Origin of the sequence: Leptothrix discophora, assembly GCF_030705305.1 — a bacterium.
In the GTDB taxonomy this organism is placed as follows: Bacteria; Pseudomonadota; Gammaproteobacteria; order Burkholderiales; family Burkholderiaceae_C; genus Sphaerotilus; species Sphaerotilus discophorus.
The window spans coordinates 139,880-166,236 of the sequence record NZ_JAUZEE010000008.1 but is presented as its reverse complement, the minus strand read 5'-3'; the positions used below and the strand labels follow the sequence as shown (position 1 = coordinate 166,236).

Annotated in this window: 25 protein-coding genes; 22 read left to right on the top strand and 3 right to left on the bottom strand. The window is 69.7% G+C overall.

The window, feature by feature from the left end; genetic code table 11:
* The first annotated feature begins 70 nt into the window (after window positions 1–70).
* From motB to Q8X39_RS15415, 5 genes are all read left to right on the top strand, one after another.
* Complete coding sequence (motB, locus tag Q8X39_RS15435; protein ID WP_305750568.1) at window positions 71–1,039, top strand: flagellar motor protein MotB; 969 nt, start codon at window positions 71–73, stop codon at window positions 1,037–1,039.
* A gap of 96 nt (window positions 1,040–1,135) precedes the next feature.
* A complete protein-coding gene (gene cheY, locus Q8X39_RS15430; RefSeq protein ID WP_305750567.1) occupies window positions 1,136–1,534 on the top strand; it encodes a chemotaxis response regulator CheY in 399 nt (132 codons plus the stop codon).
* A 16-nt stretch (window positions 1,535–1,550) separates the two neighbouring features.
* Window positions 1,551–2,183: a protein phosphatase CheZ gene (locus Q8X39_RS15425; RefSeq protein ID WP_305750566.1), complete on the top strand. Its 633-nt coding sequence runs from the start codon at window positions 1,551–1,553 to the stop codon at window positions 2,181–2,183.
* A 111-nt stretch (window positions 2,184–2,294) separates the two neighbouring features.
* The gene (locus Q8X39_RS15420) at window positions 2,295–2,561 is read left to right on the top strand and encodes an acyl-CoA-binding protein (RefSeq protein ID WP_305750565.1); all 267 of its coding nucleotides are present in this window, start codon (window positions 2,295–2,297) and stop codon (window positions 2,559–2,561) included.
* A 107-nt stretch (window positions 2,562–2,668) separates the two neighbouring features.
* The gene (locus Q8X39_RS15415) at window positions 2,669–3,442 is read left to right on the top strand and encodes a ferredoxin--NADP reductase (protein ID WP_305750564.1); all 774 of its coding nucleotides are present in this window, start codon (window positions 2,669–2,671) and stop codon (window positions 3,440–3,442) included.
* 170 nt (window positions 3,443–3,612) lie between these two features.
* Here Q8X39_RS15415 and Q8X39_RS15410 read toward each other — a convergent pair whose 3' ends face one another.
* Together Q8X39_RS15410 and Q8X39_RS15405 are read right to left on the bottom strand one after the other, a co-directional pair.
* A complete protein-coding gene (locus tag Q8X39_RS15410; protein WP_305750563.1) occupies window positions 3,613–3,924 on the bottom strand; it encodes a c-type cytochrome in 312 nt (103 codons plus the stop codon).
* 197 nt (window positions 3,925–4,121) lie between these two features.
* Complete coding sequence (locus Q8X39_RS15405; RefSeq protein ID WP_305750562.1) at window positions 4,122–4,985, bottom strand: amidohydrolase family protein; 864 nt, start codon at window positions 4,983–4,985, stop codon at window positions 4,122–4,124.
* Between the two features lie 162 nt (window positions 4,986–5,147).
* On the opposite strand from Q8X39_RS15405, the gene Q8X39_RS15400 reads away from it, so the two are divergent.
* From Q8X39_RS15400 to Q8X39_RS15330, 15 genes are all read left to right on the top strand, one after another.
* Window positions 5,148–5,975 (top strand): crotonase/enoyl-CoA hydratase family protein, encoded by an 828-nt coding sequence (locus Q8X39_RS15400; protein WP_305750561.1) that lies wholly within the window; start codon window positions 5,148–5,150, stop codon window positions 5,973–5,975.
* Window positions 5,976–6,004: 29 nt separating this feature from the next.
* Window positions 6,005–7,894 (top strand): feruloyl-CoA synthase, encoded by a 1,890-nt coding sequence (locus Q8X39_RS15395; RefSeq protein ID WP_305750607.1) that lies wholly within the window; start codon window positions 6,005–6,007, stop codon window positions 7,892–7,894.
* Between the two features lie 25 nt (window positions 7,895–7,919).
* Entirely contained in the window at window positions 7,920–8,708 is a 789-nt protein-coding gene (locus Q8X39_RS15390; protein ID WP_305750560.1) for an SDR family NAD(P)-dependent oxidoreductase, read from the top strand.
* A 114-nt stretch (window positions 8,709–8,822) separates the two neighbouring features.
* Window positions 8,823–9,962 carry an ABC transporter substrate-binding protein gene (locus Q8X39_RS15385; protein WP_305750559.1) on the top strand — a complete coding sequence of 380 codons (1,140 nt, stop codon included), beginning with the start codon at window positions 8,823–8,825 and terminating at the stop codon, window positions 9,960–9,962.
* Window positions 9,963–10,032: 70 nt separating this feature from the next.
* On the top strand, window positions 10,033–11,070 hold the full coding sequence (locus Q8X39_RS15380) for a branched-chain amino acid ABC transporter permease (protein ID WP_305750558.1): 1,038 nt from the start codon (window positions 10,033–10,035) through the stop codon (window positions 11,068–11,070).
* Window positions 11,071–11,077: 7 nt separating this feature from the next.
* Entirely contained in the window at window positions 11,078–12,862 is a 1,785-nt protein-coding gene (locus tag Q8X39_RS15375; protein ID WP_305750606.1) for a branched-chain amino acid ABC transporter ATP-binding protein/permease, read from the top strand.
* Between the two features lie 11 nt (window positions 12,863–12,873).
* The gene (locus Q8X39_RS15370) at window positions 12,874–13,605 is read left to right on the top strand and encodes an ABC transporter ATP-binding protein (RefSeq protein ID WP_305750557.1); all 732 of its coding nucleotides are present in this window, start codon (window positions 12,874–12,876) and stop codon (window positions 13,603–13,605) included.
* 91 nt (window positions 13,606–13,696) lie between these two features.
* Window positions 13,697–15,508, top strand: a complete 1,812-nt coding sequence (locus Q8X39_RS15365) for an acyl-CoA dehydrogenase family protein (protein WP_305750556.1) — start codon at window positions 13,697–13,699, stop codon at window positions 15,506–15,508.
* A complete protein-coding gene (locus Q8X39_RS15360) occupies window positions 15,502–16,047 on the top strand; it encodes a MarR family winged helix-turn-helix transcriptional regulator (protein WP_305750605.1) in 546 nt (181 codons plus the stop codon). Before Q8X39_RS15365 ends, Q8X39_RS15360 begins: the two co-directional genes overlap by 7 nt.
* 8 nt (window positions 16,048–16,055) lie before the next feature.
* Complete coding sequence (locus tag Q8X39_RS15355; RefSeq protein WP_305750555.1) at window positions 16,056–17,423, top strand: cache domain-containing protein; 1,368 nt, start codon at window positions 16,056–16,058, stop codon at window positions 17,421–17,423.
* 91 nt (window positions 17,424–17,514) lie between these two features.
* The gene (locus tag Q8X39_RS15350; protein WP_305750554.1) at window positions 17,515–18,222 is read left to right on the top strand and encodes a response regulator; all 708 of its coding nucleotides are present in this window, start codon (window positions 17,515–17,517) and stop codon (window positions 18,220–18,222) included.
* 208 nt (window positions 18,223–18,430) lie between these two features.
* Window positions 18,431–19,672 (top strand): ABC transporter substrate-binding protein, encoded by a 1,242-nt coding sequence (locus tag Q8X39_RS15345; protein WP_305750553.1) that lies wholly within the window; start codon window positions 18,431–18,433, stop codon window positions 19,670–19,672.
* Window positions 19,673–19,787: 115 nt separating this feature from the next.
* Window positions 19,788–20,663: a branched-chain amino acid ABC transporter permease gene (locus Q8X39_RS15340; protein ID WP_305750552.1), complete on the top strand. Its 876-nt coding sequence runs from the start codon at window positions 19,788–19,790 to the stop codon at window positions 20,661–20,663.
* 4 nt (window positions 20,664–20,667) lie between these two features.
* Window positions 20,668–22,674, top strand: coding sequence for a branched-chain amino acid ABC transporter ATP-binding protein/permease (locus tag Q8X39_RS15335; RefSeq protein ID WP_305750551.1), 2,007 nt, complete (start codon window positions 20,668–20,670; stop codon window positions 22,672–22,674).
* A gap of 26 nt (window positions 22,675–22,700) precedes the next feature.
* Window positions 22,701–23,423, top strand: a complete 723-nt coding sequence (locus tag Q8X39_RS15330; RefSeq protein WP_305750550.1) for an ABC transporter ATP-binding protein — start codon at window positions 22,701–22,703, stop codon at window positions 23,421–23,423.
* Window positions 23,424–23,453: 30 nt separating this feature from the next.
* Here Q8X39_RS15330 and orn read toward each other — a convergent pair whose 3' ends face one another.
* Complete coding sequence (orn, locus tag Q8X39_RS15325; protein WP_305750549.1) at window positions 23,454–24,020, bottom strand: oligoribonuclease; 567 nt, start codon at window positions 24,018–24,020, stop codon at window positions 23,454–23,456.
* Window positions 24,021–24,126: 106 nt separating this feature from the next.
* Here orn and Q8X39_RS15320 point away from each other — a divergent pair, with 106 nt between their 5' ends.
* Together Q8X39_RS15320 and rsgA are read left to right on the top strand one after the other, a co-directional pair.
* Window positions 24,127–25,425 carry a M48 family metallopeptidase gene (locus tag Q8X39_RS15320; protein ID WP_305750548.1) on the top strand — a complete coding sequence of 433 codons (1,299 nt, stop codon included), beginning with the start codon at window positions 24,127–24,129 and terminating at the stop codon, window positions 25,423–25,425.
* Window positions 25,422–26,339, top strand: a complete 918-nt coding sequence (gene rsgA, locus Q8X39_RS15315) for a ribosome small subunit-dependent GTPase A (protein ID WP_305750547.1) — start codon at window positions 25,422–25,424, stop codon at window positions 26,337–26,339. The genes Q8X39_RS15320 and rsgA overlap by 4 nt, the downstream gene beginning before the upstream one ends.
* The last annotated feature ends 18 nt before the right edge of the window (window positions 26,340–26,357 follow it).

Below are 26,357 nucleotides of genomic sequence, written 5' to 3'. Positions count from 1 at the left end.
CGGCAAAGCCGGATCCGCGGCGGGAAGCTGGACAAACACCCTGCGCTGTTAAGCGCCCTGGAAGCCCGCCATGGCTGGTGATGCCAAGAAGTTGCAACCGATCATCGTCAAGAAGATCAAGAAGGGCGGCCACGGTGCCCATGGCGGCGCGTGGAAGATCGCCTATGCCGACTTCGTGACGGCCATGATGGCCTTCTTCCTGCTGATGTGGCTGCTGGGCTCGACCAGCGAAGGCGACAAGAAGGGCATCCAGGACTACTTCCAGAACCCGCTCAAGGTCGCCATGGGTGGCGGCTCGGGCTCGGGCGATGCGACCTCGATCATCAAGGGCGGCGGCACCGACCTCACGCGCCAGGGCGGCCAGGTCAAGAACGGCGACGTCGAGTCCGAGCGCCGCCACGCGATGCAGACGCTCAAGACCGCGCAGGCCAAGGCCGAACGCGAGCGCCTGGAGACGCTGAGCCAGAAGATGAGCGACGTGATCGACGCGTCCGCGAAGCTGTCGTCGTTCAAGAACCAGATCCGCCTGGACATGACCCGCGACGGCCTGCGCATCCAGATCGTCGACGAGCAGAACCGGCCGATGTTCCAGAGCGGCGATGCCAGCGTGCAGCCGCACATGCGCGAGATCCTGCGGGCCATCGGCGCGGTGCTGACCGAGGTGCCCAACAAGCTCACGCTGGAGGGCCACACCGATGCCAAGCCCTTCGGCGCGGGCGAGCGTGGCTACAGCAACTGGGAACTGTCCAGCGACCGGGCCAACGCGTCGCGGCGCGAACTGCTCGCCGGCGGCCTGGACGAATCGCGCGTGCTGCGCGTGCAGGGCCTGGCGGCCAGCGTGCCCTTCGACAGCAAGGACACGCTCAATCCGATCAACCGGCGCATCAGCATCATCGTGATGACGCGTGAAGCCGAAGACCGCTTCTTCCAGGGCGGCGACGCCCCTGCACCCGAACCGGCAGAGCCCGAGCAGGCCCCGCTGGTGGGCCCGCCACGCGTCGTTCCGGAACATTCAAGGGCCCAGCAGAGCAGCCGATAAAACGGAAGAACGGCGGCACGCCAGGCTTCTCTCCCCGACCCCCATTCCCTCAGCTCCCCAGCTTCTTCCCCCATTCCGACCGTCAAGGACACCACCATGACCCACGCATCCGATCTCAAATTCCTGGTCGTCGACGACTTCTCGACCATGCGCCGCATCGTGCGCGGGCTGCTCAAGGAAATGGGCTGCAACAACGTCGAGGAGGCCGAGGACGGCCAGGTCGCGCTGAACATGCTCAGGAACAGCCGCTACGACTTCGTCGTCAGCGACATCAACATGCCGGTGATGAACGGCTTCGACCTGCTCAAGGCGGTCAAGGCCGACGAGACCCTCAAGCACCTGCCGGTGCTGATGGTGACCGCCGAGGCGCGCAAGGAAGACATCGTGCTGGCGGCCCAGAGCGGCGCGGCCGGCTACATCGTCAAGCCCTTCACCAAGGCGACGCTGGAGGAGAAGGTCACCAAGATCATGCAGAAGATGGCCGCCACCGCGTGAGCCCAGGGAGCACACCATGAGGATCGAAGACCTGACCGCCCTGGCGCCCACCGAACCGGTGATCGCCTCGCCCGAGGTGTTCCAGCAGATCGGCGCGATCACGCGGCTGCTGCACGACACGATGCAGCAGCTCGGCGTGATGCCCAAGCTGCAGATCGCGACCGACGGCATCCCGGATGCGCGCAGCCGCCTGACCTACATCGCCAACAAGACCTCGGACGCCGCCAACCGCGTGCTGAACTCGGTCGACCAGGCCAAGATGGAACACCAGCGCATCAGCGCCGACACGCGCGAGCTGGCCCGCTCGCTGGTGGCCGATCCGGTCAAGGCCGTGGCCACCGGCGCGGTGCTGAACTTCGCCCACGACGTCGAGGCCGCCACCGCGCGCATCGACCAGCACCTGACCGACATCATGCTGGCGCAGGACTTCCACGACCTGACCGGCCAGGTGGTCGCCAAGGTCGTCGCGCTGACCAACGACCTGGAAGACGCGCTGGTCAAGCTGCTGGTCCAGGTCGTCCCGCCCGACCAGCGCGAGAAGGTCGACAGCAACATCCTCAACGGCCCGGTCGTCAGCCCGGAAGGCCGCGCCGACGTGGTTAAGGACCAGACCGAGGTGGACGACCTGCTGGCCAGCCTCGGGTTCTGACAGCCCCCAGGTCCGGCGGCTCATCGAAGGACAGTTGACCGGTTCGAGCGAGGCGCTGCGGTCCTAGACTCGGCGCCTCGTTTGCCTTCCGCGGCCGATGGCCCGACCGACATGACCGACACCGCCGACCTGAAGACCCTGTTCGATGCCGCCGTGGCGCAGTCCCGCCAGTTGCCCGAGCGGCCGGACAACCGCACGCTGCTGCGCCTGTACGCGCTGTTCAAGCAGGCCACCGATGGCGATGCCAGCGGCGAGCGCCCCGGCATGACCGACTTCGTCGGCCGCGCCAAGTTCGACGCCTGGGCCGATCTGGCCGGCACCGATGCGGCCACTGCGATGCACGGTTATATCGATCTGATCGAAGAGTTGAAGGGCTGAAACCGGCCTACGGGTATCCTCTAGGGTTCGCCGCCGGCCCTGCCGGACGGGCCTGAAGAGCCTCCTTTTCCTGTTGCCCTGTAGCTGCGCACGCCGCGCCCGCCGCCATGAAACCGTTCAACGAAGAGACCGTGACCGAGGTCCACCACTGGACCGATCGCCTGTTCAGCTTCACCACCACCCGCGATCCGGCCTTCCGGTTCTCCAACGGTCACTTCGTCATGATCGGCCTGCCGGTGGACGGCAAGCCCCTGCTGCGGGCCTACAGCGTGGCCAGCCCGAACTGGGCCGAGCAGCTGCACTTCTTCAGCATCAAGGTGCCCAACGGCCCGCTCACCTCGCGGCTGCAGCACCTGAAGGTGGGCGACAAGATCCTCGTCGGCCGCAAGCCCACCGGCACGCTGCTGATCGACTACCTCAACCCCGGCAAGCGGCTCTACCTGTTCGGCACCGGCACCGGCCTGGCCCCCTGGCTGAGCATCATCCAGGACCCGGACACCTACGAGCGCTTCGAGAAGGTCGTCGTGGTCCACGGCTGCCGCCAGGTCAACGAGCTGGCCTACCAGGACCTGTTCCTCAAGGACCTGCCCAACCACGAGTTCCTCGGCGAGCTGGTCAAGGACAAGCTGGTCTATTGCCCGACCGTGACGCGCGAGCCCTTCGAGCGCCAGGGCCGCATCACCGACCTGATCGAGGACGGCCGGCTCTGGAACGACTTCGGCCTGCCCCCGCTGGACCCCGGTGCCGACCGCGTGATGATCTGCGGCAGCCCGGCCATGCTGCGCGACCTCAAGCACATGCTGGAGGAGCGCAAGTTCAGCGAAGGCAGCACGACCAGCCCCGGCGACTTCGTCATCGAGCGCGCCTTCGCCGAACAGTGAGTGTGAGCCCCCGGTCACGCGGGTACGCGTGACCACCCCCCGAGGGGGTCGGGCCGGCTTGGGGCGGCCCGGCGCTCGGCCCGGGGAACGTCAGACCCCGGTCACATCGACCGGACAAGAAACGCGGCCTCGGCCGCGTTTTTCGTTGGGGCGCCCAAAGGCTCAGGCGCTCACTTCACCGCCGCCAGCATGTGGTCCAGCGCGGCGCCGAGGTCCTCGTCGCTCAGCTTGGGGTTGCCGGCCTTGGGCGGCATCGCGCCCTTGCCCTTGATGGCGCTGGCGAGCAGCGCGTCGCGGCCGGCCTTCAGGCGCGGTTCCCAGGCCGCCTTGTCGCCCGTCTTGGGCGCGTTGGCCAGGCCCGGCACGTGGCACATGGCGCAGTTGGCGTTGTAGACGGCCGTGCCGTCGGCGGCCTGGGCCGGCAAGGCGACGAAGACGGCGGCGCCGAGCGCGGCGGACAGGATGGGGAAGGCACGGATCATGGGCGGGCTCCACTTTCAGAAGGGTTCGGGTTCGGCTGGACCAGCGCCAGCGAGTCGCCGCACGGCGCAAGCCGCGTGCCTGCACCTGCCGCCGCCTTCCGGTCGTCCAACCACGCCCACGAACCCGGGTTGACCCGGATGACTTGTGCCAGCGACGGACAGCGCGCGGCGCCAGGTCCGTCGCACGCCGCCACACCTCAGGCCAGGCGCAGCAGCCGCTTGGCGTTTTCCTTCAGGATCAGCGGCTTGACCTTGTCCTTGAAGCCGGCCTCGTCGAAGTCCTTCATCCAGCGTTCGGGCGTGATCAGCGGGTAGTCGCTGCCGAACAGCATGCGGTCCTTGAGCAGCGTGTTGGCGTACTGGACGAGCTGCGGCGGGAAGTACTTCGGGCTCCAGCCGGACAGGTCGATCCAGATGTTCGGCTTGTGCATGGCCAGGCTCAGGGCCTCGTCCTGCCACGGCCAGCTCGGGTGGGCGATGACGATCTCCATGTCGGGGAAGTCGATCGCGACGTCCTCCAGCAGCATCGGGTTGCTGTTCTGCAGCCGCAGCCCGCCGCCGCAGCGCATGCCGCTGCCGATGCCGCTGTGGCCGCTGTGGAAGATCGCGGGCAACTTGTGCTCGGCGATGACCTCGTAGAGCGGCCAGGCCATGCGGTCGTAGGGCAGGAAGCCCTGCACGGTCGGGTGGAACTTGAAGCCCTTGACGCCACATTCCTCGACCAGCCGGCGGGCCTCGCGCGCGCCCATCTTTCCCTTGTGCGGATCGATGCTGGCGAAGGCCACCATCATGTCCGCGTTCTCGCGCGCGGCGTCGCAGATCTCCTCGTTCGGGATGCGGCGGCGGCCGAGCTGGGCCTCGCTGTCGACCGTGAACATCACCAGCCCGAGCTTGCGCTCGCGGTAGTAGGCGACGGTCTCGGCGATGGTCGGCCGGCGGTCCGAGCCGAAGTACTTGTCGGCCGCCCGGTCGTATTCCTCGCCATAGCTGTCGAAGGGGTTGCGGCAGGACACCTCGGCATGGGTGTGGAAGTCGATGGCGATGAGTTCGTCGGTCTTCATGGTCGTCCTCTGGTTGCTTTCATTCTGAAATCAAATCACGACCATGGGCCAAGGGTTTACCCGCAATAATCCTTCGCATTGATCGAAGGGTCAGGGTTTTCATGGCCCATCGCCAGTCGTGATTTACTTATATTTCGCAACCATCTTGAGGACACACGGACCATGAACGCGCCCACCCAGACCCTGCCCGCCGCCCAGCCTGTCGAAGGTCTGCTGGCCGGCCTCGACCTGCTCGAGATCACGCGACATGGCGTGGTCCTGCACCTGCGGCTGAACCGGCCGGCCAAGCGCAACGCGCTGTCCGATCCGCTGATCCAGCAGATGCACACGGCCTTCGTGAACCTGCCGCAGGACATCCGCGCGGTCGTCGTCAGCGGGGCCGGCGAGCACTTCTGCGCCGGCCTGGACCTGTCGGAGCTGGTCGAGCGCGACATCGGCTCGGGCGTGCTGCATTCGCGCATGTGGCATGCCGCCTTCGACGCCATCCAGTTCGGCCGCGTGCCGGTGATCGCCGCCCTGCACGGCGCGGTGGTCGGCGGCGGGCTGGAGCTGGCCTCGGCCTGCCATGTCCGCGTGGCCGACGACAGCACCTACTTCGCGCTGCCCGAGGGCACCCGCGGCATCTTCGTCGGCGGCGGCGGCTCGGTACGCATCCCGCGCCTGATGGGCGTCGCCCGCATGACCGACCTGATGCTGACCGGCCGGGTCTACAGCGCCGCCGAAGGCGTGGCCGCCGGCCTGGCGCAGTACCAGGTGCCGACCGGCACCTCGCTGGACAAGGCGCTGGCGCTGGCCACCCGGGTGGCGGGCAATGCGCCGATGTCGAACTACGCCGTCATGCACGCGCTGCCGCGCATCGCCGACCAGTCGCAGGACCAGGGCCTGATGACCGAGTCGCTGATGGCTGCGGTGGCCGAATCCACCCCCGAGGCGCAGGAACGCCTGCGCGCCTTTCTCGACAAGCGCGCCCCGAAGGTCAAGCCGACATGAACGCCGCCGCCGCCGCCCCATCCCACCCGATGTCCGCCCCCCGCTACCGCGACGCCCGTATCGGCGGCGCGCTGCAGGCCAGCGTCGAGACCGCCGCCGACGGCAGCACCGTGCTGCGCTCGACCGAGCCGCTGCGCAGGTTCCCCGAACGCCTGACCGATGCGCTGGCGCAATGGGCGGCGCAGGCGCCCGGGCGCACGCTGGTGGCCCAGCGCGAGCGGCTGGCCGACGGCAGCCGCGGCGACTGGCACCACGTCAGCTACGCGCAGATGCTGCAACGCGCCCAGGCGGTCGGCCAGGCGCTGGTCGACCGTGGCCTGGGCGTGGATCGGCCGGTGGCGATCCTGAGCGACAACGACATCGAGCACCTGACGCTGACGCTGGGCGCGATGTGGGCCGGCGTGCCGGTGGCACCGATCTCGAGCGCCTATTCGCTGGTCTCGCAGGACCACGGCAAGCTGCGCCACGTCGTCGGCATGGTCACGCCGGGGCTGGTGTTCGCCAGCGGCCCGGCCTATGGCCGCGCCTTCGACACGATCGCGGCCCTGCTGGGCGACGGCGTCGAGTTCGTGCTCGGCAGCGGGACGCTCGCAGGCCGGGCCACGACGCCGTTCGAGGCGCTGCTGGCGACCGTGCCGGGCGAGAGCGGCGTGGCCGCGCATGCCCAGGTCGGCCCGGACACCATCGCGAAGTTCCTGTTCACCTCCGGCTCGACCAAGCAGCCCAAGGGCGTGATCAACACGCAGCGCATGCTGTGCGCCAACCAGCAGATGATCCGTCAGTGCCTGGCCTTCCTGGCCGACGAGCCGCCGGTGCTGGTCGACTGGCTGCCCTGGAACCACACCTTCGGCGGCAACCACAACGTCGGCATCGTGCTCTACAACGGCGGCACGCTGCACATCGACGAGGGCAAGCCCACGCCGGCGGGCATCGCCGAGACGCTGCGCAACCTGCGCGAGGTCTCGCCGACGGTCTACTTCAACGTGCCCAAGGGCTACGAGGAAATCGCCGCCGCGATGCAGGACGACGCCGCCTTGCGCGCATCGATGTTCCGCCGCGTGCAGCTCTTCATGTATGCCGGTGCCGGGCTGTCGCAGGCGGTCTGGGACCAGCTGGAGGCGCTCGGCGAGGCCACCGTGGGCGAGCGTGTGCGCATGATCACCAGCCTGGGCATGACCGAAACCGCGCCGGCCTGCGTGTTCGCGCTGGGCACGGCGGTGCGCTCGGGCCAGATCGGCCTGCCGGCGCCGGGCTGCGAGGTCAAGCTGACCCGCATCGGCGACGGTCCCTGGGCCAAGACCGAGGTCCGCTTCCGCGGCCCCCACGTCATGCCCGGCTACTGGAAGGACCCGGCCCAGACGGCCGAGGCCTTCGATGCCGAGGGCTACTACTGCACCGGCGACGCGGTGAAGTTCGTCGACCCCGCCGACCCGCAGCGGGGCCTGGTCTTCGACGGCCGCATCGCCGAGGACTTCAAGCTCTCGACCGGCACCTTCGTCAGCGTCGGCCCGCTGCGTGGCAAGGTCATCGCCGCTGGCGCGCCCTGCGTGCAGGACGCCGTCGTGACCGGCCTGAACCGCGATGAACTCGGCCTGCTGCTGTTCCCGCGGCTGGACGAATGCCGCCGCCTGGCCGGCCTGGACGCGACCGTGCCCGCACCCGAGGTGCTGCACCACCCGGCGGTGCGGGCCTTCTTCCAGCGCCTGGCCGACACGCTGTGGGCCAGCGGCACCGGCAGCGCCAACCGGGTCGCCCGGCTGCACGTGCTGGCCGAGCCGCCGTCGATCGACAAGGGCGAGGTGACCGACAAGGGCTCGATCAACCAGCGCGCGGTGCTGCAGCACCGCGCCGCCCTGGTCGAGGCACTGCACGAGGGCCGCGAGGCCGATCCCTTCGTCATCCTGCCGCAGCGCGGTTGACGGGCCTGCACGCAAGGACGACACCATGAAGATCGAAGGACAGGTGGCGCTGGTCACCGGCGCCGGCTCCGGGCTGGGCGCGGCGGTCGCGCAGGCGCTGGCCGCACGCGGCGCGAAGGTCGCGCTGCTGGACATCAACGAGGCCGGCGCACAGGCCGGCGCCAGCGCACTCAACGACATGCACGGCGTCGGCACGGCGCTCGCCTGCCGCTGCGACATCACCGACACGGCCAGCGTGACGGCCGCGCTCGATGCGGTGCAGGCCACGCTGGGCGCGCCGCGCCTGCTGATGAACATCGCCGGCATCGGCAGCGCGAAGCGGGTGATCCAGAGGGACGGCTCGCCCGCGCCGCTGGAGGACTTCGAGCGCGTGGTGCGCATCAACCTCGTGGGCACCTACAACGTGACCCGCCTGGCCGCCGCCCGCATGGCCGCGCAGGAACCCGCCACCGCCGACGGCGAGCGCGGCGTGATCGTCAACACCGCCTCGGTCGCGGCCTACGACGGCCAGGTCGGGCAGGAAGCCTATGCGGCGTCCAAGGGCGGCGTGGTCGGCCTGACGCTGCCGCTGGCGCGCGATCTGGCGCAGTGGGGCATCCGGGTCTGCACCGTCGCGCCGGGGCTGTTCGCCACGCCGCTGATGAACGAGCTGCCCGAGCCGGTGCAGCAGTCGCTGGCCGCGTCCATCCCCTTTCCGAAGCGGCTGGGCCAGCCCGAAGAGTTCGCCGCGCTGGCCTGCCACATCGTCGAGAACGGCCACCTCAATGGCGAGGTGATCCGGCTCGACGGCGCCCTGCGCATGGCGCCGCGCTGAACCGGTTTTCCCTGTCGACCGGCGGTCAACACTTTTGACCGACCGGTCGGACAACTACTGATGGACACCCCGCCATCGCCCACGGCACATTGCCGCCACCTCGCAGGAGACAACATGACCCAGGTCATCAAACAGATCGCCGCCGCCGCCCTGATGGCACTCGTCGGAGCCGCGCAGGCCGACATCACGATCGGCGTGAGCCTGCCGCTGACCGGACCGGCCAGCGGCCTGGGCCTGCCGGCGCAGAACGGCGTCAAGCTGTGGCCGACCAGCATCGCCGGGGAGAAGCTCAACGTCGTCGTGCTCGATGACGCAGCCGATCCGACCAAGGCGGTGCAGAACGCCAAGCGTTTCGTCAGCGAGGACAAGGTCGACGTGGTGGTCGGCTCGGTCGCGACGCCGGCGGCCATCGCGATGGCCGACACCATCGCCGAATCGGGCACGGTGCAGCTGATGCTGTCGCCCGCCACGTTGCAGGCTGGCAAGGACAGCTGGGCCTTCCGCCTGCCGCAGTCCAACGCGGTGATGTCGCATGCGGTGCTGCAGCACATGAACAAGCTGGGCATCAAGACGGTCGGCTTCCTGGGCTACACCGATGCCTACGGCGAAGGCTGGCTCAAGGACTTCCAGGCCGAGGCCACCGCGATGGGCCTGCCGATCAGGTTCGTGGCGGTCGAGCGCTTCGCGCGGGCCGACACCTCGGTCACCGGCCAGGCCCTGAAGCTCGTCAGCGCCAACCCGGACGCGATCCTGATCGTGGCCTCCGGCTCCGGCGCGGCCATGCCGCACAAGGCGGTCGTGGAACGGGGCTACAAGGGCCGGATCTACCAGACCCACGCGGCCGCCAGCCGTGACCTGATGCGCGTCGGCGGCAAGGACGTCGAGGGTGCCTGCGTGGTCTCCGGCCCGGCCGTCGTGGCCGACCAGCTGGCCGACGCCCACCCGTCGAAGAAGGTCGCGCTGGACTTCATCGCCCAGTACGAGAAGGCCTACGGCGCGGGCAGCCGCAACCAGTTCGGCGGCCATGCCTACGACGCCGCGCTGGTGCTGCAGAAGGTCGTGCCGGTGGCGCTGAAGAAGGGCAAGCCGGGCACGAAGGAGTTCCGGGCCGCGCTGCGCGAGGCCATCGAGACGATGGGCCGCACGGTCGTCGCCCACGGCGTGCTGAGCTACACCAAGGACAACCACTGGGGCTACACGACCGAGACCGGCGTGATCCTCAAGGTCGTCAACGGCGACTGGAAAGTCGAGTAACCCCCCCGGCCGGCGCACGGGCCGTCGCTGACGGCGGACCGCGCGCCCGGCCTCTTCCGCCGGAGCCTTCATGGACTTCACGATCGCCAGCATCCTGGCGCTGGACGGCATCACCAACGGCGCGGTGTACGCGCTGCTGGCGATGGCCACCGTGCTGCTGTTCGCCGTCACCCGGGTGATCTTCATCCCGCAGGGCGAGTTCGTCGCCTACGGGGCGCTGACCCTGGCCATGCTGCAGACCGGCCAGACGCCCGGCACGGTCTGGCTGCTGCTGCTGATGGCCGCCACCGCCGCCGTGCTGGAGTCTGTGCAGGGCTGGCGCAACCACGTCGGCGCCGCACGGCTGGCACGCCAGGCGCTGACGACGCTGGCCTGGCCGATCGCCATCGCGCTGGTCGCCGCCTGGGCCGCCCCGCGCCAGTTCCCGCTGGTGGTGCAGGCGCTGCTGTCGCTGGTGATCGTCACGCCGATGGGCGGTCTGCTCTACCGCCTGGCCTACGAGTCGCTGGCCGACGCGACGGTGCTGGTGCTGCTGATCATCTCGGTGGGCGTGCACTTCGCGATGACCGGCCTGGGCCTGCTGTTCTTCGGCGCCGAAGGCTTCCGCAACCCGAGTTTCTGGGACGAGCGATTCAACCTCGGCCCGCTGGCCCTGAGCGGCCAGACGCTGATCATCTTCATGGCCACGATCGCGCTGATCGTGCTGCTGTGGCTGTTCTTCGAGCGCACGCTGCGTGGCAAGGCGCTGCGGGCCACCGCGGTCAACCGCCTCGGCGCACGGCTGATGGGCATCTCGTCGACCGGCGCGGGCCGGCTGAGCTTCACGATGGCCGCCTTCATCGGCGCGCTGTCGGGCCTGCTGATCGGGCCGACCACCACGGTCTTCTACGACAGCGGCTTCCTGATCGGCCTGAAGGGCTTCGTCGCCGCCGTCTTCGCCGGCCTGTCGAGCTATCCGCTGGCGATGGCCGGCGCGCTCGGCGTCGGCATCCTCGAATCGTTCGGCTCGTTCTGGGCCAGTGCCTTCAAGGAAGTCATCGTGTTCACCGCGATCCTGCCGGTGCTGCTCTGGCGCAGCCTGCGCGATCCGCACCCCGAGGAGGAATGAGGTGCTCATGCGCAACCGTCTGTTCCTGACGCTGGCCCTGCTGCTGGCGCTGTTGCCGGTGCTGCCGGTGCCCGAGTTCTGGATCACCCAGCTCAACTACGTCGGCCTCTACGCGATCGTCTCGCTGGGCCTGGTGCTGCTGACCGGCGTGTCCGGCCTGACGTCCTTCGGCCAGGCCGCCTTCGTCGGCCTGGGCGCCTACACCTCGGCCTACCTGAGCACGGCCCACGGCGTGTCGCCGTGGCTGACGCTGTGGGTCGGCGTGGGCCTGACCATCGTGGTGGCGCTGGTGGTCGCGGCGATCACGCTGCGCATGTCGGGCCACTACCTGCCGCTGGCCACGATCGCCTGGGGCCTGTCGCTGTACTACGCCATGTCCAACATGGAGTTCCTCGGCAAGTACGACGGCATCCTCGGCGTGCCGGCGATGAACCTGTTCGGCATCAGCCTGGCCTCCGGCCGCAGCTACTTCTACCTGATCTGGCTGGTCGCGCTGTTGGCGGCCATCGCGGTGATCCACCTGCTGGACTCGCGCACCGGCCGGGCCATCCGCGCGCTCAAGGGTGGCGTGACCATGGCCGAGGCCATGGGCATCTCGACCTACCGCTACAAGGTGCTGGTGTTCGTCATCGCGGCGGTGCTGGCGGCCGTCTCCGGCTGGCTGTTCGCGCACTTCCAGCGCACCGTCAACCCGTCGCCCTTCGGCCTGAACAAGGGCATCGAATACCTGTTCATGGCGGTGCTCGGCGGCGTCGGCCACGTCTGGGGCGCCTTCACCGGCGCGGCGGTGGTCAAGCTGGTCGAGGACCAGCTGCAGGTGATCCTGCCCCGGCTGTTCGGCGGCAATGGCAACTACGAGATCATCGTCTTCGGCATCGTGCTGGTGGTCGTGCTCAAGGTCGCGCCGCAGGGCCTGTTCCCCGGCCTGGCCAGGGCCTTCGGCGCGGTCGCCGGACGCTGGATGCCGCCGGCCCGGCGGGAGCGCGACTGGGACGGCGCGGCCGCCCTGCCCGAGCGCGACAAGCCGGTCGCCGGCGAGCTGCTGCTGGACGTGCAGGCGGTGCGCAAGCAGTTCGGCGGCCTGGTGGCGGTCAACGACGTGAGCTTCACCATCCGGGCCGGCGAGATCATCGGCCTGATCGGCCCGAACGGCGCGGGCAAGTCCACCACCTTCAACCTGATCACCGGCGTGCTGGGCCTGACCCGCGGCAACGTGGTGTTCCGCGGCCAGCCGGTCGGCGGGCTCAGCTCGCGCGAGATCGCCGAGCGCGGCATGTCGCGCACCTTCCAGCACGTCAAGATGCTGCCGGACATGACGGTGCTGGAGAACGTCGCGCTGGGCGGTTACCTGCGCAGCCGCCACGGCGTCTTCGCGGCCATGCTGCGGCTCGACCGGGACGAGGAGAAGCGCCTGTTCGCCGAGGCCGAGCGCCAGCTGACCCGCATCGGCATGGCCGGCCAGATGCACGAGCTGGCCGGCAACCTCGCGCTCGGTCCGGCCCGCCTGATGGAGATTGCCCGCGCGCTGTGCACCGACCCGGCGCTGCTGCTGCTCGACGAGCCCGCCGCCGGCCTGCGCCACAAGGAGAAGCAGGCGCTGGCCGAGGTGCTGCGCCAGCTCAAGGCCGAGGGCATGAGCATCCTGCTGGTCGAGCACGACATGGACTTCGTCATGAACCTCACCGACCGCATCGTCGTGATGGAGTTCGGCACCAAGCTGATCGAGGGCACGCCGCAGGACGTGCAGGAAAGCCCGGCCGTGCGGGCCGCCTACCTCGGCACCGAACATTGAAGGACCACGCGATGAGCGATTTGTTGAAGGTCACGGGGCTGCACGCCGGCTACGGCCGCGCCGAGGTGCTCTCCGGCCTGGACCTGCGCATCGCGCCGGGGCAGGTCGTCACCGTCATCGGACCGAACGGCGCGGGCAAGTCGACCACGCTGAACGCGCTGATGGGCGTGCTGCCCTCGCGCGGAAAGGTCGTGTTCGACGGCCAGGACCTGGCCCATGTCTCGCTGGAAGAGCGCGTCATGATGGGCCTGGCGCTGGTGCCCGAGAAACGCGAGCTGTTCTCGACCATGGCGGTCGAGGACAACCTGGTGCTCGGCGGCTATCGCCAGATGCGGCTGGGCAACGCGCGCTGGCGCGACCGGCTCGACGAGGTCTACACGCTGTTCCCGCGGCTGAAGGAACGCCGCGTGCAGCTGGCCGGGACGCTCTCGGGCGGCGAGCGCCAGATGCTGGCGGTCGGCCGCGCGCTGATGAGCGGCCCGAAGCTGCTGATGCTCGACGAGCCCAGCCTCGGCCTCGCGCCGCTGATCGTGCGGGAGATCTTCCGCATCATCTCGACGCTGAAGTCGACCGGCGTGAGCATCCTGCTGATCGAGCAGAACGCCCGCGCCGCGCTGGAGGTCGCCGACCATGCCTACGTGCTGGAGACCGGCGCGATCGCGCTGGAAGGTCCGGCCGCCGAACTCGCCGGCGACCCGCGCGTGATCGAGACCTACCTGGGTGCGCAGAAGAAGGCGGCCTGAGCCGCTTGCGCACCCGAACGTTTTCCTGCCCTGCCCGCCGCCCGGTGCCGAACCGGGCCGGCTGCGGCATGGCCCGTCGAAAGGTTGACCGATGAGCTCCTACACCCCGCCGCTGGACGACTGGCGCTTCGTCATCGAACACGTGGTCGACGCGCCCGCCTCCTGGCGCGAGCTGCCCGCCTTCGCCGACCTGGACGGCGAGACCGCCGCCGAGGTGCTGGCCCAGGCCGGCCGCTTCGCCGCCGATGTGCTGGCGCCACTCAACGGCCCCGGCGACCGTCAGGGCTGCCGCTGGAGCCCCGACGGCGGCGGCACGGTGCGCACGCCCGACGGCTACCCGGCGGCCTGGCAGGCCTTTGTCGACGGCGGCTGGCCGGCGCTGGCCTGCGATCCGGACGTCGGCGGCCAGGGCCTGCCGCAGCTGCTGAACGCGGCGATGTTCGAGATGCTGGTCGGCGCCAACCACGCCTGGACCATGTATCCCGGCCTGCTGCACGGCGCCTACGAGGCGATCAAGGCCACCGCCACGCCCGAGCTGCGCGAGCGCTACCTCGCCAAGGTCGTCAGCGGCGAGTGGCTGGCGACGATGAACCTGACCGAGCCGCAGGCCGGCTCCGACCTGGGCCTGATCCGCACCCGCGCCGAGCCGGTCGAGCCGCCGCCCGAGGGCCAGCCGCTGGCCAACGGCGCGCCGGTGCGCATCAGCGGCAACAAGATCTTCATCTCCGGCGGCGACCAGGACATGAGCGCCAACATCGTCCACCTGGTGCTGGCCCGGCTGCCCGGCGCGCCGGCCGGCACGCGCGGGCTGAGCCTGTTCCTGGTGCCCAAGTGGCTGCCGGACGCACACGGCGGGCTGGGCCGGCGCAACGCGGCCCACTGCGACGGCATCGAGCACAAGATGGGCATCCACGGCAGCGCCACCAGCCAGATGCGCTTCGAGCAGGCCGAAGGCTGGCTGCTGGGCCAGCCCGGTGCCGGCCTGGGCGCGATGTTCCTGATGATGAACTCGGCCCGGCTGCACGTCGCGATGCAGGGCCTGGCGCACCTGGAGGCGGCCACGCAGAAGGCGCTGGCCTACGCCCGCGAACGGGTCCAGTTGCGCGCGCCGGCCCGGCCGGACGATGCCGGGCCGGCCAGCGGCGCCGACCCGATCGCCTGGCACCCGGCGATGCGCCGCATCCTGCTGGGCCTGCAGGCGCAGACCGAGGGCGCTCGGGTGGTGGCCGGCTGGATCGGCGTGCTGCTCGACGCGTCCGAACAGCATCCGGACGCCGACCGGCGCCAGCGCGCCGGTGACCTGGTCGCCCTGCTGACGCCGGTGGCCAAGGCCTTCCTGACCGACCTGGGCCACCGCGGCGCGGACGAGGCGCTGGGCGTGCTGGGCGGCTACGGCTACGTGCACGAGTACGGCATCGAGCAGATCGTGCGCGACAGCCGCATCGCCATGATCTACGAGGGCACCAACGAGATCCAGGCGATCGACCTGGTGATGCGCAAGTGGCTGGACACGCCGCGCCGCATGGACGCGCTGCTGGACGAGCTGCGCGCGGAGGTCACCGCCGCAGCCGACCGGCCCGAGCTGGCCGTCGAGGCCGCCGCGCTGCAGCGCCAGGTCGATGCGCTGGCCGAGGCCGGCGGCCATCTGCAGGCCGCCCGCGCCCACGGCCCGGACGCGGTGCTGGCGGTCGCCGACGACGCGCTGGCCGCTGTCGGCTGGACCCTGCTGTGCTGGGCCTGGCTGCGCAGCGCACGCTGCGCCGAGCGGCATCCGGATGCGGCGGTGAGCGCGCGCAAGCGCGAGCTGGCGCGTTTCGGCTGCACCTGGCTGATGGACGCGCAGGCCACGCGCTGGTCGCGGCTGCAACAATGGCAACGCCCGCTGCCGTGGCTGCGATGCTGATCGCGCCGGCAACGGAGGTCGCCGCGCCCGGCGCGGCCGCCCCCGCATCCAACGAAGTCGCTGCCGTGCCGTCCACCAAGAAGTCCCACTCCCACCGCCGCGGCCTGGCCGAAGGCGCGCTGGCCGACATCCTCGGCTACCGCGTCGTGCAGGCGCAGATCACGACCCATGCGCTGTTCATGCAGCACGTCGGTGACCCGATGGACCTGCGCCCGGTCGAGTACACGCTGCTGCAGATGCTGCAGGCCAACTCGCAGGTCACGCCCAAGCAGCTGGCCCAGAGCCTGGTGCTGACGGCGCCGAAGCTGACCATCCTGCTCGACCGGCTGCAGGAACGCGGCCTGATCACCCGGGTGCGCAGCGACACCGACGGCCGTTCGCAGCACGTGCTGCTGACCGGGGAAGGCGCCGCGCTGGCCCGCCGTGGCAGCGAGCAGGCGGTGCTGCTGGAGATGGAACTGCGCGACGTGCTGACGCCCGGCGAGCGCGCCATCCTGATGGAGCTGCTGCAGAAGGTCGCCGACGCGCGGCGGGGCTGAACATGGCGATGAGGCTGCGCGGCAAGCTGCTGCTCGTCTCGCTGACGCCGCTGCTGCTGTCGCTCGGCCTGATCGCCCATGTGCTGCGCCAGCAGCAGCAGGACCTGGCGGAGCGCCAGGAGGCGCTGGTGCGGGCCTCCTACACGCTGGCCGCCGAGAACGAGCTGCGCCACTACACGGCGCTGGCGCTGAGCACCATCAGCCCGCTCTACAACACCGGCCGCAACGACCCTGAGATCCTGCTGGAGGCCAAGCGCCGGCTGTCCCAGCTCGACTACGGTCCGGACGGCTACTTCTTCCTCTACAACTACGACGGCGTCAACCTGATGCACCCGCGCCAGCCGGACCTGGTCGGGCGCAACCTGATCGACCTGCGCGACCCGCAGGGCGTGCGCGTCATCAGCGACATGATCGACAAGGCCCGGCAGGGCGGCGGCTTCGTGGCCTATTCCTGGAACAAGCCCTCGACCCGCGTGCTGGCGCCCAAGCTGGCCTACGTGACCTCGTTCGAGCGCTGGCACTGGATGTTCGGCACCGGCATCTACACCGATGACCTCGAACGCGTCACCAGCCAGCTCGAACGCCAGCTCAACGCCAACGTCGACACCTCGGTGCGCTGGATCGCGGTGGCCGCCGTCGGCTCGATCGTCATCATCCTGCTGAGCGTGCTGCTGATCGGCCTGAGCGAGCTGCGCGCGGCCGATGCCAAGCTCACGCTGCTGGCCCGGCAGGTCGTCAGCACCCAGGAAGAGGAACGCGCCTGGCTGTCGCGCGAGCTGCACGACGGCACCAGCCAGAAGCTGGTCTCGGCCAAGCTGCTGACCGAGTCGGCGCTCGAACGCCTGACGACCGAAGGCAGCAGCCAGCCGCTGCTGCAGCGTGCGCTGGCAAGGGTCAACGAGGCGCTGACCGACATGCGCCACATCTCGCACCGGCTGCGTCCGGTCGCGCTGGACACGCTGGGCCTGTCGACCGCGCTGCGCGAACTGGGCGCGGAGATGTGCGAGACCGCCGGCCTGCGCTTCGAGCTGGTCGCGCCGGAGACCTCGCCCGACCTGCCCGAGGTGATCAAGACCACGCTGTTCCGGATCAGCCAGGAGGCGCTGATCAACGTGCTGCGGCATGCCCGCGCCAGCCAGGTCCGCATCACCCTCGAACGCGACGAGACCCACGGCCTGACGCTGGTCGTGAGCGACGACGGCCAGGGCTTCGACAGCGCCGCCGTCGCGCAGCATCCGCGCCGAGGCATCGGCCTGCGCAACATGCGCGAACGCGCCGATGCCATCGGCGCGAGCTTCGCGCTGGTCTCGCACCTGCAGGCCGGCACCCTCGTGCGCGTGACCGTGCCGGTCGACGCGCTGCGCCGACTGGCCTGAGCGCGGACTGAGCGCGGACTGAGCGCGGCCTGACCGCGGCCTGAGGTTGACCCGCTGATCGCCGCAGCGAGGCCGCACTAGCATGCGCGCCATGTCCTCGCCCCAGCCCGCATCCCCGACCCCCAGCGAAGCCCGCCAGCCAGCGGGCCCTGGCGCACCCGCCGAGCCGATCCGCGTCCTGCTGGTCGACGACCACCCGCTGGTGCGCGACGGCCTGATCGCGCGGCTCGAGAACGTGAGCGACATCACCGTGGTCGGCGAGGCCGGCCAGGCCGCCGAGGCGCTGGCGCAGCTGGCCGCCTGCCGGCCCCAGGTCGTGCTGATGGACATCGGCATGCGCGAGACCGGCGGCATCGAGCTGACCGCGATGCTGCTCGAACGCGAGCCCTCGCTGATCGTGCTGATGCTGACCATGCACGACGGCACCGAGTACGTGCAGCGCGCGCTGGCCGCCGGGGCGCGCGGCTACGTGCTCAAGGACTCGCCGTCGAGCGAGATCGTCGCGGCCATCCGCACCGTCAGCGCCGGCGGCACCTTCCTGAGCCCGGTGCTGGCGCAGCGGCTGTTCCGCCTGCCTGCCGCCCGCGTCGCGTTGTCCGAGCGCGAGCAGCAGATCCTCGTGCTGCTGGGCCAGGGCCAGTCCAGCAAGCAGATCGCCCGCACGCTGGACATCGGCGTGCGCACCGTCGAGACGCACCGCCAGAACATCCGCCGCAAGCTCGATCTGGCCGGCCAGGCCGAGCTGATCCGCTATGCGGTGGAGCACACGGGCGTGCGCGGCAGCGGCCCGGGCGGCTGATCGGGCGACGGGCAGCGTCGCGCAGGCGACATCCCGACTGCGGGTTTCCGATCTTCGGGTCGGCGCGTACGTGAAGGAACGGACCCGCGCTGCGTAGTGCGACGGAAGTTGTCCAGGGCAACGCTGGGCACCATCGGTGTTCCTGTCCAGCCTTGCGCACGCCGACCCGGCGGCCTGGGCTGTCCCGCCCGCCCCTGAGGAGACACCGATGAAGACCACCCTGAACACCCTGGCCGCCGCCCTGACGCTGGGCCTTGCCGCCCTGTCCGCCCAAGCCGCCGACCCGATCAAGATCGGCGTGGACGGCCCCTTCACCGGCGGCTCCTCGTCGATGGGCGTGAGCATGCGCGACGGCGTGCGCCTGGCCACCGAGGAGATCAACAAGGCCGGCGGCGTGCTGGGTCGCCCGCTGCAGCTGGTCGAGCGCGACGACGAGGCCAAAAACGAGCGCGGCGTGCAGATCGCCCAGGAGCTGATCAACAAGGAGAAGGTCGTCGCCGTCGTCGGCTACATCAACACCGGCGTGGCCCTGGCCTCGCAGCGCTTCTTCCAGGAAGCCAAGATCCCGGTGCTGAACAACGTCGCCACCGGCTCCATCGTCACGCACCAGTTCGACGACCAGCCCGAGAACTACGTCTTCCGCAACGCCGCCCACGACAGCATCCAGGCGCCGATGATCGTGGACGAGGCGATCGCCCGCCGCGGCTTCAAGAAGGTCGCCATCCTGGCCGACAGCACCAACTACGGCCAGCTCGGCCGCGCCGACCTGGAGAAGGCGCTCGACCAGAAGGGCATCAAGCCGGTCGCGGTCGAGAAGTTCAACATCAAGGACGTCGACATGACGCCCCAGCTGCTCAAGGCCAAGGAAGCCGGCGCCGAGGCGATCCTGACCTACGCGATCGGCCCCGAGCTGGCCCAGATCGCCAACGGCATGACCAAGCTGGGCTGGAAGGTGCCGATGGTCGGCAGCTGGACCCTGTCGATGGCCAACTTCATCGACAACGCCGGCCCCGGCGGCGAAGGCGCGCGCATGCCGCAGACCTTCATCCAGGAGCCGACGACGCCCAAGCGCCAGAGCTTCATCATCAGCTACCTGAAGACCTTCAACCCGAAGAACGCCCGCATCGACTCGCCGGTGTCGGCCGCCCAGGGCTATGACTCGGTCTACCTGCTGGCCGCCGCGATCAAGCAGGCCGGCTCCACCGAAGGCCCGAAGATCAAGGCCGCGCTGGAAGACCTGAAGGCGCCGGTCGACGGCGTCGTGACGACCTACAACAAGCCCTTCAGCGCCACCGACCACGAGGCCATCACGGCCAACATCCCCGTGTTCGGCGAGGTCAAGGGCGCGCGCGTGGTCTACGCCTATGCCGAGGACGCCAAGAAGGCCTCCGAGGTGCGCGTGAAGGACGCCAACGCCAAGGGCGCCCTGCAGGTCCAGAAGAAGAAGTGACCGGACGGCCGGGCCTGCCGCGCGCAGTCCCCGGCCGCGCCCCTTCCGGACCACCGCACGGCCGCGTCTCCCACGGGACGCGGCTGCGTCGCACCTGACCCTCGCAGAGGCTTGCATGCAGATCCTCACCCAACTCGTGTTCAGCGGCATCGCGCTGGGCATGATCTACGCCGTCATCGCGTTCGGCTACCAGCTGACCTTCGCGACCTCGGACACCCTCAACTTCGGCCAGGGCGACGCGCTGATGCTCGGCGCGCTGGTCGGCCTGACCCTCGTCACGCTGGGCCTGAACTACTGGCTGATGCTGCCGCTGGTGTGCCTGTTCGGCGCGCTGCAGGGCGCGGTCGTCGAGCGCATCGGCGTGCGTCCGGCCATCAAGATCAAGAGCGAGTTCGGCTGGATCATGTCCACCATCGCGCTGGGCATCATCTTCAAGAATGTGGCCGAGAACGTCTGGGGCCGCGACGACATCAAGTTCCCGTCGCCGCTGCCCGAAGCTCCGTTGCACTTCCTGGGCGCGAACGTGCTGCCCATGGAGATCCTGGTGGTCGGCGGCGCGCTCGCGCTGATGCTGGCCGTCGAGCTGTTCAACCGCCGCTCGATCTACGGCCGTGCGGTGGTCGCGACCTTCAACGACCGCGAGGCCGCCAAGCTCATGGGCATCAACACCGGCCTGGTCATCACCTTCTCGTATGCGCTGTCGTCGCTGACCGCCGCCTTCGCCGGCGTGCTGATCGCGCCGCTGACGCTCACCGGCGCCACGATGGGCGCGGTGCTGGGCCTGAAGGCCTTCGCGGTGGCCATCATCGGCGGCCTGACCAGCGGCATGGGCATCGTCGTCGGCGGCCTGATCCTGGGCATCGCCGAGACCGCCACCGGCTTCTACATCTCGACCGGCTACAAGGATGTGCCGGGCCTGGTCCTGCTGCTGATCGTGCTGGCCTGGAAGCCGGCCGGCCTGTTCGGCAAGGCCGCGATCAAGAAGGTCTGACGCCATGAACAACAAGACGAACGTGATGAGCAGCGGCATCCCGGCGGCCCGCAAGGGTCCGGCCGTGTGGCGCCACCCGCTGGTGCTGGGCGCTGCCGGCGCACTGCTGCTGGCGGCCCTGCCGGCTGCCTTCGGCAACCCGTACTACCTGCACCTGGTCGAGACCATCCTGATCTACGCCATCGTGCTGTTCGGCCTGGACATCGTGGTCGGCTACACCGGCCAGGTGTCGCTGGGCCATGCCGGCCTGTTCGGCGTCGGCGCCTACACCGCCGGCGTGCTGGTGATGCACTACGGCGCGCCGATCTGGCTGACGCTGCCGGCCGCCATCGCGGTGACGGCGGTGTTCGGCGCGATGCTGGCGCTGCCGGCGCTGCGCGTGACCGGCCCCTACCTGGCGATGGTCACGCTGGCCTTCGGCACCATCCTGCAGATCCTGATCAACGAGATGGACTTCCTGACCGCGGGCCCCATGGGCATCAAGGTCGGCAAGCCCCTGCTGATGGGCCACAAGCTCGATGAACACGAGTTCTTCTGGGTCGTCGGCGCGGTGCTGATCGCCTCGCTGGTGGTCGTTCACCGGGTGCTGCGCTCGCACCTCGGCCGGGCCTTCGAGGCGCTGCGTGGCAGCCCGGTGGCGTCCGACTGCATGGGCGTCTCGGTCTACCGCTACAAGGTCTACGCCTTCGTGGTCAGCGCCGCGCTGGCCGGCCTGGCCGGCGCGCTCTACGCCTACTCCGAGCAGTACATCAGCCCGAACACCTACAACTTCGAGTTGACCGTGCTGTTCCTGCTGGCCGTGATCATGGGCGGTCGCAAGAGCCGCATCGGCTCGCTGCTGGGCGCGACCATCATCGTGCTGCTGCCCAAGCTGCTGGACGACCTGGCGCTGTTCCGCATCGGCGCGGTGCTGCTGGCCCTCGGCATGACCGCTGGCGCGGCCGTGCTGCTGGCCCGCAAGCGCAGCACGCCGCAACGCGTGGCCGTGCCGGTGATCGGCTCGATCGCGCTGGCGGCGGTGTCCTTCGTGCTGCAGTCGATGACCGACTGGCGCCTGTCGGTCTTCGGCGTCATCACGCTGTTCGTCGTGTACTACCTGCAGGACGGCATCGTCGGCTTCGTGCGCGGTGCGCTGGGCAAGCCCACCGCAGCGGTCGACGACGATGCCGACGAGATGGCCGCCGCCCAGGGCAGCGGCTCGGCCGCGGTCTCGCGCGCCGCCAACGACGGCAGCGTCGCCCAGGGTGCGGACCTGCTGGTGGCTGACCAGGTGCTGATGCAGTTCGGCGGCCTGAAGGCGCTCAACCAGGTCGACCTGAAGGTGCGCCGCGGCACGGTGCACGGCCTGATCGGCCCGAACGGCTCGGGCAAGAGCACGATGATGAACGTGCTGACCGGCATCTACGTGCCGACCGCCGGCGCGATCGCCTTCGCCGGTCGCGCGGTCAATGGCCGCACGCCGTCGGACATCGCGCTGTCGGGCATCGCGCGGACCTTCCAGAACGTGCAGCTGTTCGGCGAGATGACGGCACTGCACAACGTGATGGTCGGCCTGCACCACACCTTCGACAGCCACTTCGCCGACGTCGCGCTGCACACGCCGCGCTACCGCCGGGAGCATGACGCGGCGACCGCGCGCGGCATGGCGCTGCTGCGCTTCGTCGGCCTGGCCGACCTGGCGCACGAGGAGGCCCGCAACCTGCCCTACGGCCAGCAACGCCTGCTGGAGATCGCCCGCGCGCTGGCGCTCGACCCGCAGCTGCTGCTGCTCGACGAGCCGGCCGCCGGCCTGACCGCGCCCGACATCAAGGAGCTCGTGGCCATCATCGGCAAGATCCGCGAGCACGGCATCACCGTGATCCTGATCGAGCACCACATGGACGTCGTCATGTCGATCTGCGACACGGTCACCGTGCTGGACTTCGGCCAGAAGATCGCCGAAGGCGCGCCGGCAGCCGTGCAAGCGGATCCCAAGGTCATCGAAGCCTATCTCGGCGGCGAAGCGGCCTAATCCATCAGAAGATCAAGAGGATCCACATGCTCACGATCGAAAACCTGCACGCCGGCTACGGCAAGGTCGAGGTGCTGCACGGCATCTCGATCGAGGTGCCCAAGGGCCAGGTCATCACGCTGATCGGCTCGAATGGCGCGGGCAAGACCACGACCATGCGCGCCATCTCCGGGATGATCGCGCCCAGCGCCGGCGACATCCGCCTGAACGGCGAGCGCATCGCCGGGCTGGAGCCCTTCCACATCGCCAAGCGTGGCCTGGCGCACTCGCCGGAAGGCCGTCGCGTGTTCGCCACCATGAGCGTGGCCGACAACCTGCTGCTGGGCGCCTTCCCGCGCCTGACCGGCAGCCGTCCGAAGGGCGACGTGGCCGGTGACCTGGAGCGCGCGATGGAGCTGTTCCCGCGCCTGAAGGAACGCCGCACCCAGCTGGCCGGCACGCTGTCGGGCGGCGAGCAGCAGATGCTCGCGATGGCCCGCGCGGTGATGCTCAACCCGGAGGTGGTGCTGCTCGACGAGCCGTCGATGGGCCTCGCGCCCATCCTGGTCGAGGAGGTCTTCAAGATCATCGGCCGCCTGAAGGAACAGGGCGTGACGATGCTGCTGGTCGAACAGTTCGCCGCCGCCGCGCTGGCGGTGGCGGACTACGGCTACGTGCTGGAGAACGGCCGCATCTCGGTGCACGGCCCCGCCGCGCAGCTGCGCGACGATCCCGCTGTCAGGGCCGCCTATCTCGGCGGCGGCCACTGATCAAGCGATGCGCCCGGACGGGCGCATCGTTCAGATCTTCAGGAGGTGCTCGCGGTAGTAGAGCAACTCGTCGATCGACTCGTGGATGTCGGCCAGCGCCGTGTGCTTCTGGTGCTTCTTGAAGCCGTCCATGATCTCCGGCTTCCAGCGCTTGCCCAGCTCCTTGAGCGTCGAGACGTCGAGGTTGCGGTAGTGGAAGAAGGCTTCCAGCTTGGGCATGTAGTTGGCGAGGAAGCGGCGGTCCTGGCAGATGCTGTTGCCGCACATCGGCGAGATGCGCGCGCCGACGTAGCCCTTCAGGAACTCGATCACCTGCGCCTCGGCCGCCGCCTCGTCGATGGTCGATGCCTTGACGCGCTCGGTCAGGCCGCTCTTGCCGTGGGTGCCGCGGTTCCAGGCGTCCATGCCGTCGAGCACCGCATCGCCCTGGTGGACCGCGATCACCGGGCCTTCGATGCGCACCTGCAGCTGGGCGTCCGTCACGACCACCGCGATCTCGATCACGCGGTCGGTCATGGGATCGAGCCCGGTCATCTCCATGTCGATCCAGATCAGGTTCTGGTCGTGGCGGGGCAGGCTGGGGGTCGCGTCGGTCATCGGGAAGCTCCGTGTGTTCAGCGCGGAATTCTCACACGCAGCCCCATCGCGACCGACGGCGGACCCGGCCCCGACGGGGTCGAAATCGATCGGTGAGAATCGCCACATGAGTGCTCCCTTCGTCACCACCGCCTTCGTCTGTGCCCTGCTGCTGATGCTGGCCGCGCGCTTCTGGCTGATCAGCCGCCAGATCCGCCATGTCGCCCGCCACCGTGCGGCCGTGCCCGATGCCTTCGCCGGCGTGGTGACGCTGGCCGCGCACCAGAAGGCGGCCGACTACACCGTCGCGCGCCAGCGCTTCGAGCTGCTGGGCGCGGCCTGGAGCGCCGGTCTGCTGCTGGGCTGGACGCTGCTGGGCGGGCTCGATGCGCTCAACGTCGTGCTGCTCAACCACCTGCAGCCGCAGGTCGGTGACCTCGGCTACCAGATCGGCCTGATCGTCGCGGTGACGCTGGTCGGCTCGCTGCTGGACCTGCCCTTCGACCTCTGGCGCACCTTCCGCATCGAGCAGCGCTTCGGCTTCAACCGCATGACGCTGGGCCTGTGGCTGCGCGATCACCTGATCGGCGGCGTCGTCGGCCTGGTCATCGCCGTGCCGCTGCTGGCCCTGCTGCTGACGTTGATGGCGCGTGCCGGCGAGTTCTGGTGGCTGTGGGCCTTCGCCGTGCTGGCCATGTTCACGCTGGTCATGCAGGTGCTCTACCCGACCGTGATCGCGCCGCTGTTCAACAAGTTCCAGCCGCTGGCCGACACCGCGCTGGCCGAGCGGGTGCAGGCGCTGATGCAGCGCTGCGGCTTCAAGGCCCAGGGCTTCTACGTGATGGACGGCAGCAAGCGCTCGGCCCATGCCAACGCCTATTTCACCGGTTTCGGCGCGAGCAAGCGGGTGGTCTTCTTCGACACCCTGCTCGAACGCCTGTCGGCCGACGAGATCGAGGCGGTGCTGGCCCATGAGCTGGGCCACTTCCACCATCGCCACGTGCCCAAGCGGCTGGTCACGGTGATGGGCGTGTGGCTGCTGAGCCTGGCGCTGCTGGGTTGGCTCATGAAGCAGCAGGCCTTCTACGCCGGCCTGGGGGTGATGCCCGACCTGGTGGCGCCCAACCACGGCCTGGCGCTGGTGCTGCTGATGATGGTCGGCCCGGTGTTCGGCTTCTTCGTCAGCCCGCTGACGGCCACCGTCTCGCGCCGGCAGGAGTTCGAGGCCGATGCCTACGCCTGCTCGCAGGCACCGTCGCGCCACCTGTCGGGCGCGCTGCTCAAGCTCTACGAGGACAACGCGGCCACGCTCACGCCCGATCCGCTCTACGTCAAGGTGCACTACTCGCATCCGCCGGCCAGCGAGCGCCTGGCGGCCATGGCCGCGCTGGGTGGTGCCGCCGGCGCGACGGTGCTGGCCACGTGAGCCGCTTCAACGCGCTCGACATCGCCCTGGTGGTAGCCGGCCATGGCCGCCACTACCTGCTGGAAACCCCCGAAGGCCGCGAGATCAAGGGCCATCCGCGCGGCAAGCGCAGCGAGCTGGTGGTCGGCGACCGGGTGCGCTGGCAGGTCACCGACGCGCGCGGCGACGAGGGCGTGATCGAGGCCGTCGAGCCGCGCCGCAACCTGCTCTACCGGCAGGACGAGTGGAAGACCAAGTCCTTCGCCGCCAACCTCGACCGCCTGCTGGTGCTGGTCGCCGCCGAGCCGGTGTTCAGCGAGAGCCAGCTCAGCCGCGCGCTGATCGCGGCCGAGGAAGCGCGCATCGAGGTCATCATCCTGCTCAACAAGATCGACCTGGACGGCCCGGCCGCCTTCGCGCGCGAACGGCTGGCGCCCTACAAGGCGATGGGCTACGAGGTGCTGGAGGTGGCGCTCAAGACCCGCCGAGAGGAATCCCGCGCGCTGCTGGGCCCGCGCCTGGCCAGCGGGTCGACGCTGGTGCTGGGCCCGTCGGGCACCGGCAAGAGCACGCTGGTCAACCTGCTGGTGCCGGGCGCATCGGCGGCCACCGGCGAGATCTCCAGCGCGCTGAACTCGGGCCGCCACACGACCACGCACACGCGCTGGTACTGGCTGGACGAGGCCCGCCAGGCGGCGCTGATCGACTCGCCGGGCTTCCAGGAATTCGGCATCCGCCACATCGAGCGGGCCGAGCTGGCGCGCTGGATGCCGGACCTGCTGCCCTTCCAGGCCGACTGCCGCTTCACCAACTGCAGCCATGACCACGAGCCGGGCTGCGCCGTCCGCGCCGCCGTCGACCGTGGCGCCATCGCGGCCAGCCGCTACCGGATCTACCTCGAACTTGCCGAGGAGCTGACGCAGAAGCGCTGGTGAGGCGGAGCGGCGTTGCCC